At 69.8% G+C, this 14,666-nt stretch carries 12 protein-coding genes; 7 read left to right on the top strand and 5 right to left on the bottom strand.

What is annotated here, in order from left to right; translation table 11 throughout:
- Positions 1-116: 116 nt before the first annotated feature.
- Positions 117-950 (bottom strand): diacylglycerol kinase family protein, encoded by an 834-nt coding sequence (locus P3T34_RS21745; RefSeq protein WP_280667713.1) that lies wholly within the window; start codon positions 948-950, stop codon positions 117-119.
- A gap of 126 nt (positions 951-1,076) precedes the next feature.
- Here P3T34_RS21745 and P3T34_RS21740 point away from each other — a divergent pair, with 126 nt between their 5' ends.
- The 3 genes from P3T34_RS21740 to P3T34_RS21730 all read left to right on the top strand — a co-directional run bounded on the left by P3T34_RS21740 (position 1,077) and on the right by P3T34_RS21730 (position 6,058).
- A complete protein-coding gene (locus tag P3T34_RS21740) occupies positions 1,077-2,360 on the top strand; it encodes an adenylosuccinate synthase (protein ID WP_280667712.1) in 1,284 nt (427 codons plus the stop codon).
- A gap of 137 nt (positions 2,361-2,497) precedes the next feature.
- Complete coding sequence (locus tag P3T34_RS21735; RefSeq protein WP_280667711.1) at positions 2,498-3,100, top strand: GNAT family protein; 603 nt, start codon at positions 2,498-2,500, stop codon at positions 3,098-3,100.
- Positions 3,101-3,187: 87 nt separating this feature from the next.
- On the top strand, positions 3,188-6,058 hold the full coding sequence (locus P3T34_RS21730; protein ID WP_280667710.1) for a hypothetical protein: 2,871 nt from the start codon (positions 3,188-3,190) through the stop codon (positions 6,056-6,058).
- 89 nt (positions 6,059-6,147) lie between these two features.
- Here P3T34_RS21730 and P3T34_RS21725 read toward each other — a convergent pair whose 3' ends face one another.
- Positions 6,148-6,633: an LURP-one-related family protein gene (locus P3T34_RS21725; protein ID WP_280672278.1), complete on the bottom strand. Its 486-nt coding sequence runs from the start codon at positions 6,631-6,633 to the stop codon at positions 6,148-6,150.
- A 122-nt stretch (positions 6,634-6,755) separates the two neighbouring features.
- The gene (locus P3T34_RS21720; RefSeq protein WP_280667709.1) at positions 6,756-7,676 is read right to left on the bottom strand and encodes a LamG domain-containing protein; all 921 of its coding nucleotides are present in this window, start codon (positions 7,674-7,676) and stop codon (positions 6,756-6,758) included.
- A gap of 128 nt (positions 7,677-7,804) precedes the next feature.
- Between P3T34_RS21720 and P3T34_RS21715 the strand changes: the two genes are divergently transcribed.
- From P3T34_RS21715 to P3T34_RS21705, 3 genes are all read left to right on the top strand, one after another.
- The gene (locus tag P3T34_RS21715; RefSeq protein WP_280667708.1) at positions 7,805-8,035 is read left to right on the top strand and encodes a ribbon-helix-helix domain-containing protein; all 231 of its coding nucleotides are present in this window, start codon (positions 7,805-7,807) and stop codon (positions 8,033-8,035) included.
- Positions 8,022-8,369 (top strand): type II toxin-antitoxin system PemK/MazF family toxin, encoded by a 348-nt coding sequence (locus tag P3T34_RS21710; protein ID WP_280667707.1) that lies wholly within the window; start codon positions 8,022-8,024, stop codon positions 8,367-8,369. The genes P3T34_RS21715 and P3T34_RS21710 overlap by 14 nt, the downstream gene beginning before the upstream one ends.
- A 71-nt stretch (positions 8,370-8,440) precedes the next feature.
- Positions 8,441-10,267, top strand: coding sequence for an NHL domain-containing thioredoxin family protein (locus tag P3T34_RS21705; protein ID WP_280667706.1), 1,827 nt, complete (start codon positions 8,441-8,443; stop codon positions 10,265-10,267).
- A gap of 61 nt (positions 10,268-10,328) precedes the next feature.
- Here the strand turns inward: P3T34_RS21705 and P3T34_RS21700 are convergent, their stop codons facing one another.
- Both P3T34_RS21700 and P3T34_RS21695 read right to left on the bottom strand, forming a co-directional pair.
- Positions 10,329-11,633, bottom strand: a complete 1,305-nt coding sequence (locus tag P3T34_RS21700; RefSeq protein WP_280667705.1) for a M18 family aminopeptidase — start codon at positions 11,631-11,633, stop codon at positions 10,329-10,331.
- Between the two features lie 248 nt (positions 11,634-11,881).
- Positions 11,882-13,711 carry an acyl-CoA dehydrogenase gene (locus P3T34_RS21695; protein WP_280667704.1) on the bottom strand — a complete coding sequence of 610 codons (1,830 nt, stop codon included), beginning with the start codon at positions 13,709-13,711 and terminating at the stop codon, positions 11,882-11,884.
- 321 nt (positions 13,712-14,032) lie between these two features.
- Here P3T34_RS21695 and P3T34_RS21690 point away from each other — a divergent pair, with 321 nt between their 5' ends.
- Complete coding sequence (locus tag P3T34_RS21690) at positions 14,033-14,524, top strand: SseB family protein (RefSeq protein ID WP_280672276.1); 492 nt, start codon at positions 14,033-14,035, stop codon at positions 14,522-14,524.
- Positions 14,525-14,666 lie beyond the last annotated feature (142 nt).

Here is a 14,666-nt window from a genome sequence, read left to right as displayed (position 1 = left end):
AACGCGGGAGCGGCTCACTCTTGGCGTTTTTGCTGGCAACGCGCGTAGATAAAACCCCTTACCACGCCCTTTTGCCAGGCGGGGCCCGGCGATTGCCGGGCCCCGCGTGACGCTGCTCACCCCGCGGGCAGCAGCAGCCCCCAGGCCTGCGGCCGGGCCGACCAGGTGCGCGAGCGGACCGGGCCGACCGGGCAGCCGTCCGCCTCGTAGCCGAAGGTCCGGCCCGCCACCGTCACGCTGGAGGCCCGCACCCGCAGCAGCGCCCCGCCCGGGCCGGACGGCCGGACCACCAGCTCGGCCACCGCCGAGCCGACCGGCAGCCGCAGCGCGACCAGCCGGATCGGACGGTCGTATCCGAAGAACGGACGCCCGTCCGCCTCCACCCGCAGCCGGGCGGGCTCTGACTCCACCTGCTCGGCCGCAACCAATTTCGCCCATAGCGAACGCCACCCGCCCGGATGGCTCTGCCCGCGCCCGGGGATCCGGACCTCGCCCAGCACCACCCCGTCCTCGTCGTCCACCAGCAGGCCCAGCTCGCGCGGCTGCCCGTTGAGGACCGCCCGGGCCGCCGCAACCGGCTCGGTGGGCACCCCCAGCGAGCGGGCCAGCGACACCGCCGGGGCCCGCCCGACCGGGACCAGGCCCAGCGGCCCGGCGGTCAACTCGCGCTGCCTGTGCAGGGCCTGCACCACTCGTTGCAGCGTCAGGTCGGAACCGATCACCACCGGACGGCGGCGGCCGCGATGCGAGAGCACCCGGTCCAGTTCGGCCGAGTTCTCCGGCAGCACCACCTTGACGTCCGCACCCCCCGCCAGCACATCCCGGGCGATCCGGACCGCCTCCCCGTCCGCCTCACGCGCGACCGGGTCCAGCAGAAGCAGCAGCGGGCAGCTCTCCGATGGCTGCGGGGCGTCGGACGGCGGGGGTACGGACGTGGACTGGGACGACACGACCGGTCCTTCCTCAGGTAATCTCTCGGTGCAAGAGCCCCTTGCGCTATTGCGCCAGGGGCTTCGTCTATCTCGGGGCAGACTGCGGCCTACGCAGGATGCCCCAACCGGAAGGGGTGTACGCCTGTGCCGGCACTCGTGCTCGTTGGCGCTCAGTGGGGAGACGAGGGCAAGGGGAAGGCGACCGACCTGCTCGGCGGCTCCGTCGACTACGTCGTCCGCTACCAGGGTGGCAACAACGCCGGTCACACGGTGGTCATCGGGGACCAGAAGTACGCCCTCCACCTGCTCCCTTCCGGCATCCTCAGCCCGAACGTGACGCCGGTGATCGGCAACGGCGTCGTGATCGACCCGGGCGTGCTGCTCTCCGAGCTGGCGGGCCTGGACGAGCGCGGCATCGACACCTCGAAGCTGCTGATCTCCGGCAACGCCCACCTGATCACCCCGTACCACCGCACGCTGGACAAGGTGGTCGAGCGCTTCCTCGGCAAGCGCAAGATCGGCACCACCGGCCGCGGCATCGGCCCGACCTACGCGGACAAGATCAACCGCGTCGGCATCCGGGTGCAGGACATCTTCGACGAGTCGATCCTGCAGCAGAAGGTCGAGGCCGCGCTGCACGACAAGAACCAGCTGCTGGTCAAGCTCTACAACCGGCGCGCCATCCCGGCCGAGCTGGTCGTGCAGGAGTACCTCGGCTACGCCGACAAGCTGCGCCCCTACCTCGCCGACACCACCCTCGTCCTGGACGAGGCGCTGAAGGCGAACAAGGTGGTCCTGCTGGAGGGCGGCCAGGGCACCCTGCTGGACGTCGACCACGGCACGTACCCCTTCGTGACCTCGTCCAACCCGACGGCCGGCGGTGCCTGCACCGGCGCCGGCATCGGCCCGACGAAGATCGACCGGGTCATCGGCATCCTCAAGGCCTACACCACCCGCGTCGGCTCGGGCCCGTTCCCGACCGAGCTGCTGGACGCCGACGGCGAGGCGCTGCGCCGGATCGGCGGCGAGCGCGGTGTCACCACCGGCCGCGACCGCCGCTGCGGCTGGTTCGACGCGGTGATCGCGCGCTACGCGACCCGGGTCAACGGCCTGACCGACTTCTTCCTCACCAAGCTGGACGTGCTGACCGGCTGGGAGCAGATCCCGGTCTGCGTCGCGTACGAGATCGACGGCAAGCGCGTCGAGGAGCTCCCGTACAACCAGTCGGACTTCCACCACGCGAAGCCGATCTACGAGATGTTCCCCGGCTGGACCGAGGACCTCAGCAAGGCGCAGAGCTTCAGCGACCTGCCGAAGAACGCCCAGGCGTACGTGAAGGCGCTGGAGGAGATGTCGGGCGCCCCGATCTCCGCGATCGGCGTCGGCCCGGGCCGCTACGAGACGATCCAGATCAACTCCTTCGTCTGAGCCTGACCATCTGAGCCTGACCAGCACGCAAGAGGGCCCCGCCATCGGCGGGGCCCTCTTTGCCGTCCACCCCTTCTCGCTTTGCACTAAGGCAGAAATATATTGCTCCTAGTTCAATCCTCGGATACGTTCGGGGCATGACCGCTAAGCAACCTGTCCCCGTCACCCTGACCGGCCGGCACGTCCGCCTCGAGCCGCTCTCCCGTGCCCACCTGGCCGACCTCTTCGAGGCGGGCGGCAACCAGGAGGAGGTCTGGCGCTGGGTCCCCGTCGTACCGCCGCGGACCGAGCAGCAGCTCGGGGAGCTGCTGGACGACCTGCTGGCCGAGGTCGAGGGCGCCGAGAGCCTGCCCTTCGCCGTCGTCCGGCTCGACACCGGCCGCGCCGTCGGCTGGACCAGCTACCTGGCGATCAACACCGCCAACGAGTGGCTGGAGATCGGCTACACCTGGTACAGCCCCGAGGTCTGGCGCACCGCCGTCAACACCGAGGCCAAGCTGCTGCTGCTCACCCATGCCTTCGAGGAGCTCGGCATGGGCCGGGTGATGTGGAAGACCGACCACCGCAACGAGCGCTCGCAGGCCGCCATCCGCCGCCTCGGCGCCCAGTACGAAGGCACCCACCGCCGCGACCGCCGCCGCCCGGACGGCAGCTGGCGGGACAGCGTCTACTTCTCGATGCTCGCCGACGAGTGGCCCGCCGCCCACCAGCATCTGACCGCACGACTCGCCGCCGGATAGAGCCGCACCCGGGGCCGACCAATCGCCCCTCATCCCTCGGTTCGTTGTCGGACATACCGGCTACGGTGTGCTCGACAGACAGGGGCCGTGATGGGGCGCAACCGGTTGATCGTGGTGACGTGGGCGGCCCTGTCGTGCGGGGCGGTCTTGCTGGTGCTGAACTGGCCGGGCCTGGCCGACGACCCGTCCTCCTGGGCATCCCTCTGCACCAGCGCGGGCGGGGCGCTGGCGACCCTGCTGGTGCTTGTGGTGACGTTCGCCTTTCTCTGGCTTCAGCTGCACAACCGCTTCACGGCGCGCCTGGCCATGGCCACCTTGGACGTCGGCGCAGCCGCTTACGGGTTCCTCTTCGCCGGCAGCGTCGTCTTCCCGTTCCTGGCCGCGGCAGCACCCTCACGTGCGCTCACTCTCGTCACACTCGCAGCGCTCGCTCCCGTGGTCTTCTCCGTGGTCCCCGCCGTTGCACTGTGCGCGAGTCGCCTGGAGACCAGGTGGCTACTCAACGCGCCCGTGGCCAGTGCCTTGCGTCGCCTCCACGCTTCGCAGCCGTCCGTCGATCGCAACAGTAGGGCGGCGGCCGCTGCATGCCAGGCCGCCATGCAGCGCGTTCACCTCATCCTGGGTCAGGCTGACGGAAATCCCGACGACTGCGCGCAGGCCTACCGTGCGGCCAGGGACGTGCTGGTCGCAGCGGCGCGGCTGGACGACCTCACGCTTCAGTCGCATGTACGGCGCCATGCTGACCAACTCGTCGCCCGGGCACAGCAGTCCGAGGCCCCGGCGGACGATGATCTCATCACCGTACTGGTCTCCGTCGCCCGATCGGTGCCCCACCAGGGTGGAAGGGACACTCTGGCATCCGTCATCGGCAACCTCAGATCCATCGGGGACGGCCTTCCCGAGACGAACCGCACCCGGCTGCGGTTGATCGAGGCAGCCCGTACCTTGACCGTCGACATCGTCCGAGCAACATCCCGCAGTGGCCCGCCCCTCAGCCTCGCCGAGTGGCGGCCCTCGCCCACCACGGCCCCGAAAGCCGACGATCCGACCGCATTCGCCATCACGCGGTTCCATCCGGAGCGGGGCAAGGTCAGTCCGTACACCGTCTTCCACTCCGGCTGCGATCTGATCCGCGGCCTCCTGGGCCCGACGCTCGGAGCCCGTGATGACTCCTTTCGCGCCCTCGCCGCTGCGAAGGACTTCGGTGACGGTTGCCTGCACCTCGCCGGCATGGTCACGGATCTCATGGACGAAGGAGTTCGCCCACCCGAGCCCACGTTCGTGGTGGACACGCTGGAAGACCTGTTGTGCCGCCAACTCCGACCGGTCGGCGAGTCCTTCATCCCAGGCCGCTTCGGACCCCGCCGCGCGGCGGCGAGCCCCTACGCACTGGAGCTGGAGGCCCTTCACAAGTCGCTTCACCAAATCGCCGCCTCCGCCTACCGCAACGGTTACGACGACATCGCCCTGGCTTCTCTCCAGGCGCTCGTCTCGGCAGCCACGCACGCGATCCGGCAGGACGACACCATCGCCCGCGAAGCGGCCTGCAACGCCCTCCGTGAATCGCGGTCCTCCCTCCTGGATGGGAAGGATCACGGAAGCCACCGCACAATCGCCGACAGCGCCCGCCGAGTGGACCTCCTGGAAGCCCTCCAACCCGCGAACCTCGAACTCCTGACCGCTCTGCTGGAAGACGAACTCCATCCTGGTTCAGGGGATGCAGCATTCCGGGCAACGGAACGGCGGGCCGTCGTCGAGTGGGCGCTGCGCGAACCTCATGGGGTGATCGGCGGCCACGGGCAGCCATCCCTGGCCATCGCCCGCACCGCCGAGAAGGTCCGCCGGACCAAGCCCTTCGCGTCCGAGTACCCGCACCTGGCGCCGCACAGCACGATGCTCCAGAACTGGGCGTTCATGCGGCGCCCGACCGGAGAAGGCGGGCTGGTCTGCGCGCTGATCCATACTGCCGCCGATCCGGAGGCCACCATCGCCTCCGAGGTAACCGACGACGTGCGGTTCTTCACCGCAGCCGTTCGCTGGCGCCAGGCGCTCGAACTGGCCGAATCCGAGAGTGTCCCCGAAGAACTCCTGGCCGCAGCAGACATCTCCTCCCTCGCTCTCGGGTACCGATTCCTGCGGACAATGCCTCCAGCAGCGGATAGCCCATCCAGTCCCGCAGCCCCCACCTCGGTCGCCGGCTTCTACGAGCGCTTGGCTGACTGGGCCGCAGCCCCGTGGTGCCGCACGCCCATGCACGTACTGAGCGCGATCCCAGCTGGGAGCGCCGAGCCGTACCCGTTCCAGCTGGTTGCCGCTCCCGACTCCGCGCCTGATCTGAGGTCACATCTGCTGCACCTGCGCCGGCAGCGCCGGGATCTCGTCACAGCCCTGGATCTGGGCAGCCTCGACACCGAAGACGTGTGGCGGACCACCGGACTTCTCTGGGGCTCCTGGCCGCCGCCGGAGCGTCTGGCTTTCGACCCGTTCAGTGGTCCCTCCGACGATGTCGCCTCGCTGGTGCGCAGCCGCTGGTCCGATTCAGCCCACGGTCACCGCTACCCGGCGCTGATGACTCGGCAGGACCGGACGTACTTCCTGACGAACGGCGCCCCAGAGGCCGTCATCGTCGAAGAGCCCGACGGCAGTACCCGGCTTCTCGCCGGTATCACCGCCGGGAGCTCCCAGTTCACCTGGGGGTATCGGGGCACCGGGCCTCACACCTTGGCGCTGGCGCTCACCCACGATGCCCTTGGCGCCTGGGCACGCTGCCAGACCTGCGCCGGCGGATCCTGCGAAGACGCCTGTGCTCCCGGCCATTGCCAGCCGTGCCGCGGCAGCGGCTGGCACCCTGACCTCGGGTCCGGGATGCTCCGCGTGCTGGACGTCATCGCGGCGATCCCGCAGGGAGCCAACCGCTCTGTCAGCCGGTCTCAGCTTCTGGACGCCATCGTCGCGTAGCACGTAGTGCCGACGGCCGGTGGTGAAGTCGCCCTCGGATTCGTGTGACGCCCGGACCCGCACCCGGGCGTCACAGAGTCGCGCCCGTCTCAGTCGTCCTCGGCCACCAGCTGCTCGATACAGACCGCCACCGACAGCAGCAGGGCGGTGTCCGCGCCGTCGGCGATCCGGATGCCGTAGTGGTCGCGGACCCGGAACCAGGACCGCGAGACCTCGGCGATCTTGTGGCCGCCGGACTCGATCCGGTACTCCTTGCCGATCAGATCACCGTGCGCCTCCAGCTCACCGCCGTCCCGCAGCTCGGCGTAGTAGCTGTGCCGGATCGGCGAGAAGAGCTTCTTGCGGACGGTGGCCACCACGGCGCCGTGCTCGTCCTCGATCATCATCGTGTCGCGGACGGCGATCGCCTTCTTCTTGATCACCGCCACCACCCGCCCGGTGTCGTCCTTGAGCTCGAAGGTCTCCCGGATCCGCAGCACCTTGCCGTCCACCAGGAACGCCTTGTGGCCGTGCTCGTCCTCGATCCAGTGGTCGTCGCCGATCCCGAAGATCCGCTCCCTGACCTTGTACTTGATCACGTACTCGCTCCCGTCGCCGTGCGGTCCCCGTCGGGGAGATTCTGCGTCAAGCAACCGACGCACACCGAGCACCGAGCGCCGGGCGGCTCAGGGTGTCGGTGCCGACTCCCCGGGCCGCGTCAGGACCTGAGCCACGTCGCGCGGGCCGGGACGTCCGCCGAATCGGCCGTGGCCGCCTGGGCGACCTGAGCCGGACTCAGCGGCTGGTTCCACACCTGGACATCGGCGATCGACCCGTTCCAGAAGTCGACCCAGTGGGACTTGTACCGCGCCCGGCCGATCTCGATCGGACCGCTGCTCGCCAGGATGCCCGGCACCGGCACCGGGACCGTCTGAGCCGGCGCACCGTCGACATACAGCGAGATGGTCCCGGCCTTGGCGTCGTACACACCGGTCAGCGTCGTCCACCGGTCGGCGACGGCCTGGGTGGTGGACAGGGCCATGACGTCCTGGCCGGCCTCCGCGGCGGTCTGCACCTTGAACACCCACCGATTGCGGGTAGCGCTCGACGAGTCCTCCCGGCCCAGGTAGAGCGAGAAGAACCCGTCGCCGCCCTGGGAGACGGCCGCCTTGGGATCCACCGGCGCGCTGTTGCTGACCACGGCGGAGACGGTGAAGCTCGTCGAGGTGTCAATGGCGCCCGACTCGGCCTCGGCGTAGCCGTCGGTGTGGCCGTGCAGGGTCAGGGCCGGGCCGCTGTGACCGTCGACGGAGCCGACCTGGGCGGACGCGCCGAGCTGCAGACCCTGGCCACCCGCGGAGGCCGCCGCGGACGGCGCTGCGGACGGCGCTGCGGAGTTCGACACCGGCAGCCCGTGTGCCGCCGGCTTCTTCCCCCCGGAGCCCTGCGCCACCACGGCGACGACCACGACGCCGGCCAGCGCGAGAGCGCTCAGCACACCGATGCCGACGCGCAGCAGCCGCCTCCTGCGGACCTCGCGTTCGTTGGCCTCGGCCATCGCCGCCCAGTCCGGGCCGCCTCCCCAACCCCCGCTGCCGCCGCCCTGACCACCGTGCACACTTCCCCCAACACTCTCCACGGCCCGAACCCTAGGCCACCCCAGGCCCACCCCCACCGCAGGGGTCCGGACGGACGGCTCAACGAGGGTGCCACCGCTAATCCCACCATGGGTAGCACCGTCGGTAGCACTCGACTATGCTTGCAGGTATGAAGATCAGCGTCAGCCTCCCTGAAGGTGATGTCGCCTTCCTCGACCAGTACGCGGCCGAGACCTCCGCCGACTCGCGATCCGCCGTGATACATGCCGCGATCGAACTTCTCCGCGCCTCCCAATTGGAAGACGACTACGCGCAGGCATGGCAGGACTGGGAGCGACACGAAGACGCGGCCACTTGGGATCGCGCGGCAGGAGACGGCCTCTCCGATGCGACGCGGTGACATCTATCTGATCGACTTCGACCCGGTGCGCGGCAGTGAAGCGAACAAGGCACGGCCCGCCGTCATCGTCTCGAACGACTCCGCCAACCAATCAGCCGCCCGGCATGGCCGCGGCGTGCTCACGGTCGTGCCGATCACCTCGAACACGGACCGGATCTTCCCTTTCCAAGTACTGCTCGACGCCGCGTCCTGCGGTCTGGAGCGCGACTCCAAGGCCCAGGCAGAGCAGGTCCGCGCGGTGGCAGTCGAGCGCCTGCTGCACCGGATCGGAACCGTTTCCGGAGATCAGCTCACCCGGCTGGACACCGCACTTCGCCTGCACCTCGCCCTATAGCGCAAGGCAACCGTCCAGTCGCGAGGGTCGCTCCGGAATGCTTCCACAGGCCAGTGGGGTTGAATGCGGACATGGCTTCTCGTGCACGCGTTCGCGCTCCTGAACTGGTCGGATCCGGTGGTTGGCTCAACACCGGTGGGAAGGATCTGTCGCTGGCGGACTTCCGAGGGAAGATCGTCATCGCCGACTTCTGGACCTTCTGCTGTATCAACTGCCTTCATGTCCTGGACGAGCTGCGGGAGTTGGAGGAGAAGCACCGCGACACCGTGGTGATCGTCGGGGTGCACTCGCCGAAGTTCGTGCATGAGGCGGACCATCAGGCCGTGGTGGACGCGGTGGCACGGTACGAGGTGGCGCATCCGGTGCTGGACGATCCGGAGCTGGTCACCTGGAAGCAGTACGCGGTGCGGGCGTGGCCGACGCTGGTGGTGATCGACCCCGAGGGGTATGTGGTCGCGCAGCACGCGGGTGAGGGGCATGCGCACGCGATCGCGCGGCTGGTCGAGGAGCTGGAGGCCGAGCACGACGCCAAGGGCACGCTGCGGCGCGGGGACGGTCCGTACGTCGCGCCCGAGCCGCAGGCCGGGGAGCTGAAGTTCCCGGGCAAGGTGGTCCGGCTGCCGGGCGGGACCTTCCTGGTCGCGGACTCCGGGCACCACTCGCTCGTCGAGCTGGCCGAGGACGGCGAGCGCGTGCTGCGGCGGATCGGCGACGGTACGCGCGGCCTGCTGGACGGGCCGGCCGAGCTCGCGCGGTTCAGCGAGCCGCAGGGGCTGGCGCTCGTCCCGGACGGCCTCGACCTCGGCTACGACGTGGTGGTGGCCGACACCGTGAACCACGCGCTGCGCGGCGTGCGGCTCTCGGACGGCTCGGTCACCACGCTGGCCGGGACGGGCCGGCAGTGGTGGCAGGGGTCGGCCACCGAGGGCCAGGCCCGCGAGGTGGAGCTCTCCTCGCCGTGGGACGTCGCGTGGTTCGACGGCAAGGTGTGGATCGCGATGGCCGGCGTGCACCAGCTCTGGGCGTACGACGCGGTGACCGGCACCGTCGGGGTCTCGGCCGGCACCACCAACGAGGGGCTGGTGGACGGGCCGGCGGCCGAGGCGTGGTTCGCGCAGCCGTCCGGCCTCGCGGTCTCGGCGGACGGCGAGACGCTCTGGGTGGCGGACTCGGAGACCTCGGCGCTGCGCTCGGTTTCACGTGAAACAGGCGAGGTCAGCTCGCCGGTGGGCAGCGGGCTGTTCGACTTCGGGCACCGCGACGGAGCGGCCGGGCAGGCCCTGCTCCAGCACCCGCTCGGGGTCACCGTGCTGCCGGACGGATCGGTGGCGATCGCCGACACCTACAACCACGCGCTGCGCCGCTTCGACCCGGCCGGCGGCGAGGTCAGCACGCTCGCCACCGACCTGCGCGAACCCTCGGGCGCGGTGCTGGTGGACGGCGACATCCTGGTGGTGGAGTCGGCCCGGCACCGGCTGACCCGGCTGCGGCTTCCGGAGGAGGCGGTACGGGTCGAGTCGGTGGCCCACCGCACCCAGCGCGCCGCCACCGAGGTGGCCCCCGGGACACTGCGCCTGGATGTGGTCTTCTCGGCGCCGAGCGGGCAGAAGCTGGACGAGCGCTACGGCCCCTCGACCCGGCTGCTGGTCAGCTCGACCCCGCCGGAGCTGCTGGTCTCCGGCGCCGGCGCGGACTCCGCGCTGGTGCGCGAGCTGGTGCTCTCCGACGAGGTGACGGAGGGGGTGCTGCACGTCTCGGCGATCGCGGCCTCCTGCGACGACGACCCCGAGATCGAGTACCCGGCCTGCCATGTGCACCAGCAGGACTGGGGTGTGCCGGTGAAGCTGGTGGCCGGCGGTGCCACCCGGCTGCCGCTGGTACTGGCCGGCATGGAGTAGCAGAGCTGCGAGCGGGGGCCGGGCTTGGCTGCCCGGCCCCCGCGGTCCTGCTCAGGGAGGGTCAGCCCTCCAGGAACGCCTTGATCGCGCTGGCCAGCAGGTACGGGTCCTCGGCACCGCACAGCTCGCGCGAGGAGTGCATGGAGAGCGCCGCGATGCCGCAGTCCACCGTGGTGATGCCCAGGCGAGCGGCGGTGATCGGACCGATGGTCGTACCGCAGGGCATCGCGTTGTTGGAGACGAAGGTCTGCCACGGCACGCCGGCCCGGTCGCACGCGGCCGCGAAGACGGCCCGCCCGACGCCGTCCGTCGCGTAGCGGTTGTTGACGTTGACCTTGAGCATCGGGCCGCCGTTGGGCATCGGCTGGTGGCCGGGCTCGTGGCGCTCGCTGTAGTTGGGGTGCACGGCGTGCCCCATGTCCGAGGAGAGGCAGATCGTCCCGGCCAGCGCGCGGGCGCGGTCCTCGGTGGTGCCGCCGCGGGCGTAGACACTGCGGTCCAGCACGTTGCCCAGCAGCGGGCCCTGCGCGCCGGTGTCCGACTCGCTGCCGGTCTCCTCGTGGTCGAAGGCCGCGAGCACCGGGATGTACGGCAGCTTGTCGCCCGCCGTCGTCACCGCCGCGGCGAGTGCGGCGGTGGCCGCGTGCACCGAGAGCAGGTTGTCCAGCCGCGGGGCGGCCAGCAGCTCGCGGTCCTTGCCGAGGTAGGACGGCGGCTGGACGTCATGGGTCATCAGATCCCAGCCGACCACCTCGGAAGCGTCCACTGCGGCGCGCTCGGCGACGTAGGAGATGAGCGATCCCTCGTCCACCTCGCCGACCCCCCAGATCGGCGTGAGGTGGCGCTGCTTGTCCAGCTTCAGCCCGTCGTTCACCTGGCGGTCGAGGTGGATCGCCAACTGCGGGACGCGCAGCAGCGCCTCGTCCAGCTGAACCAGCCGGGTCGAACCGTCGCGCAGCACCAGCCGGCCGGACAGCCCCAGGTCCCGGTCCAGCCAAGTGTTCAGCGGCACACCGCCGTAGATCTCCACGGCCACCTGGCGCCAGCCGGCCGAGCCGGTGTCCGGCAGCGGCTTGACCCGGAGGTTGGGCGAGTCGGTGTGCGTACCGACCACCCGGAACGGCGTCTCGGGCCGGGCCCCTTCCGGCACGTACCAGGCGATCAGCGCACCGCCCCGGATGACGTACCGCCCACCGGCCGTGCCCTCCCACGCGTCGGTCTCCGCGACCTGGCGGAACCCGACCTTCTCCAGCCGCTCGGCCGCACCGGCCACCGCGTGGTACGGGGACGGGGCGGCCGCCAGATAGGCGATCAGGTCATCGGTATGGGTCCGGTCGAAGTAGACCGGTCGGTCGGCGGTCGACATGCTGCTCCTGAGTCGAGGGATAGCGGAGAGCCGGTGGGGAGGGGCTTCCCACCCCTGAGCATATGCCCGTACACCGACAGAGCAGTCAAGCGTCCGTGAGGCTCGTCACACTGCGATCACCCGGCGCGACCGCCCGTCGCGACGGGGTGGAACTGCCCGGAAAAAGCCCGGAGGGGGCCGAGCGCAGTGCGCAGGGCCCCCTCCGGGCTTGAGGGTGGGTCAGGCGGTCCGACGGGCCTGGCGGCAGGCTAGAAAGCCTCCTCGGCCAGGTCCATGATCTCGTTGTCGACGCCCTCGGCGATCAGCCGCTGCGGGGTGATCGTCGGCAGGATGTTGCGGGCGAAGAAGCGGGCCGCGGCGATCTTGCCCTGGTAGAAGGCGACGTCCTTGGCGGCGGCGCCGGCCTCCAGCTTGGCCTGGGCGACGACGGCCTGACGGAGCAGCAGCCAGCCGATCACCACGTCGCCGGAGACCATCAGCAGGCGGGTGGTGTTGAGGCCCACCTTGTACATGTTCTTGACATCCTGCTCGACCGAGGAGAGGTCGGCGAGCAGCTTGCCGACGATCGCCTCCAGGTCGCCCGCGGCCTTGGCCAGCAGCTCGCGCTCGGCCGCCAGGGCGTCGCCGCCCTCACCGGCGCCGATGAACTTCTGGATCAGCTCGGAGACCGCGGTCAGCGCCTGGCCGCCGTCCTTGACGATCTTGCGGAAGAAGAAGTCCAGGCCCTGGATCGCGGTGGTGCCCTCGTAGAGGGTGTCGATCTTGGCGTCCCGGATGTACTGCTCGATCGGGTACTCCTGCAGGAAGCCGGAGCCGCCGAAGGTCTGCAGGGACTGGGCGAGCTGCTCGTAGGACTTCTCCGAGCCGTAGCCCTTGACGATCGGCAGCAGCAGGTCGTTCAGGCTCTCGGCGGCCTTGTCCTCCTCGCCGCGCAGGCGGGCGGCCAGCAGGTCGTCCTGGACCGAGGCGGTGTAGAGCACCAGGGCGCGCATGCCCTCGGCGTACGCCTTCTGGGTCATCAGCGAGCGGCGGACGTCCGGGTGGTTGGTGATGGTGACGCGGGGGGCGGCCTTGTCCATGAAGTTGGAGATGTCGGCGCCCTGCACGCGCTCCTTGGCGTACTCCAGCGCGTTCAGGTAGCCGGTGGAGAGGGTGGCGATGGCCTTCGTGCCGACCATCATCCGGGCGAACTCGATGATCTTGAACATCTGGCGGATGCCGTCGACGGTCTCGCCGACCAGCCAGCCCTTGGCCGGGTGCTTGGCGCCGAAGGTCATCTCGCAGGTGTTCGAGGCCTTGAGACCCATCTTGTGCTCGACGTTGGTGGCGTAGGCACCGTTGCGCTCGCCGAGCTCGCCGGTCTCCCAGTCGAAGTCGAACTTCGGGACGATGTAGAGGCCCAGGCCCTTGGTGCCCAGCTTGCCGCCCTCGGGGCGGGCCAGCACCAGGTGGATGATGTTCTCGGACATGTCGTGCTCGCCCGAGGTGATGAAGCGCTTCACACCCTCGATGTGCCAGGAGCCGTCGTCCTGCTTGATCGCCTTGGTGCGGCCGGCGCCGACGTCGGAGCCCGCGTCGGGCTCGGTCAGCACCATGGTGGCGCCCCACTGGCGGTCGACCATGAGCTTGGCGACCTTGGCCTGCTCCTCGGTGCCCTCGTCGTAGACGACGCCGGCGAAGGCCGGACCGGAGGAGTACATCCAGATGGCCGGGTTGGAGCCCAGGATCTGCTCGGCGTAGGCCCAGATCAGCGAGGACGGGGTGACCTGGCCGCCGATCGCCTCCGGGATGCCCAGGCGCCACCACTCGGCGTCCATGTAGGCCTGGTAGCTCTTCTTGAACGCGGCCGGGATCGGCGCGGTGTTGGTCTCCGGGTCGAAGACCGGCGGGGTGCGGTCGGTCTCGGCGAAGGACGCCGCCAGGTCGTTCTCGGCCAGGCGCGAGATCTCGCTGAGGATGTTCTTCGCGGTGTCGACGTCCATGTCGGCGAACGGACCGGTGCCGTACACCTGGTCGCGACCGAACACCTCGAAGAGGTTGAACTCCACGTCCCGCAGGTTGGACTTGTAGTGACCCATGGCCGTTTCTCCGGTTCGTCGCTTCGGTTCGTCGCTTCCGGGTGCGCCGTTCCGATGCCCGGACGCCCCTACCCGCCAGTAGACATCCATGATGCTACCGGTTAGTAACTTCTTCAACCCCTTCGGCGTTAATCCGACGTGAACGTAGTCACGTCCCGACAGTCCCATCCCACAGTGCCTTGTTCGAATCGGCCGCCCCACGAGGGCGGCCCGGCCCGCTAGCCTGTCCGTGTGTACGGCTACGAGCAGAGCGCACCCGGCGCTAACGGCGGCTACCCCGGCGACCCCTACCAGCAGGCGGGGCAGCAGGGCATGAACGGCATGTACGGCCAGCCGGGGTACGACGGGCAGGCAGGCGGCGCCGGCGGAGTGGGGGGCGCCGGCGGGGTCGGCGGGGTCGGAGGATACGGCGAGCAGCCGCAGGCGGGCGGCCAGTCGCTCTACCCGGAGCCCTCGCCGCCGTCGCTGGCGGACGCGGTGCGCGCGTTCACGACCGGCTCGATGCCGGTGGAGGACTTCCAGGCGATCTTCATCACCTCGAAGGTGCACTGCCCGCGCGGCGAGCGGCCCGGCTTCCTCGCCCTGCACAACACCCCGACGCCGGTGATCCCGATGTTCAGCTCGCTCAAGGAGCTGCGGCGCTACGCCGGCAAGGAGTCCAAGCACTTCACGGTCTCCGGGGCCGAGGTGCTGGACCTGCTGCCGACCGGGTACGGATTCGCGCTGGACATGGAGGGCGAGCACCGGATGGTGTTCGACGCCAAGGCGGTCGAGCAGATGGTGGACTTCACCATGCGGCGAATGTACGGGTGATCTCAATCGAGAGCAGTGCTCTCGATTGCGTGCAGTGCTTTTGCTTATGAGCGGTGCTCTCATTTGTGAGCGCCGCTCTTTTTTGCGTCCACCCCATCACTGCGAGAGCACTGCTCTCGCTTGAGCATGTGGTTGAAGTTTC

It is taken from the genome of Kitasatospora sp. MAP12-44, assembly GCF_029892095.1.
In the GTDB taxonomy this organism is placed as follows: Bacteria; Actinomycetota; Actinomycetes; order Streptomycetales; family Streptomycetaceae; genus Kitasatospora.
This window is presented reverse-complemented; position numbering and strand designations above follow the sequence as displayed.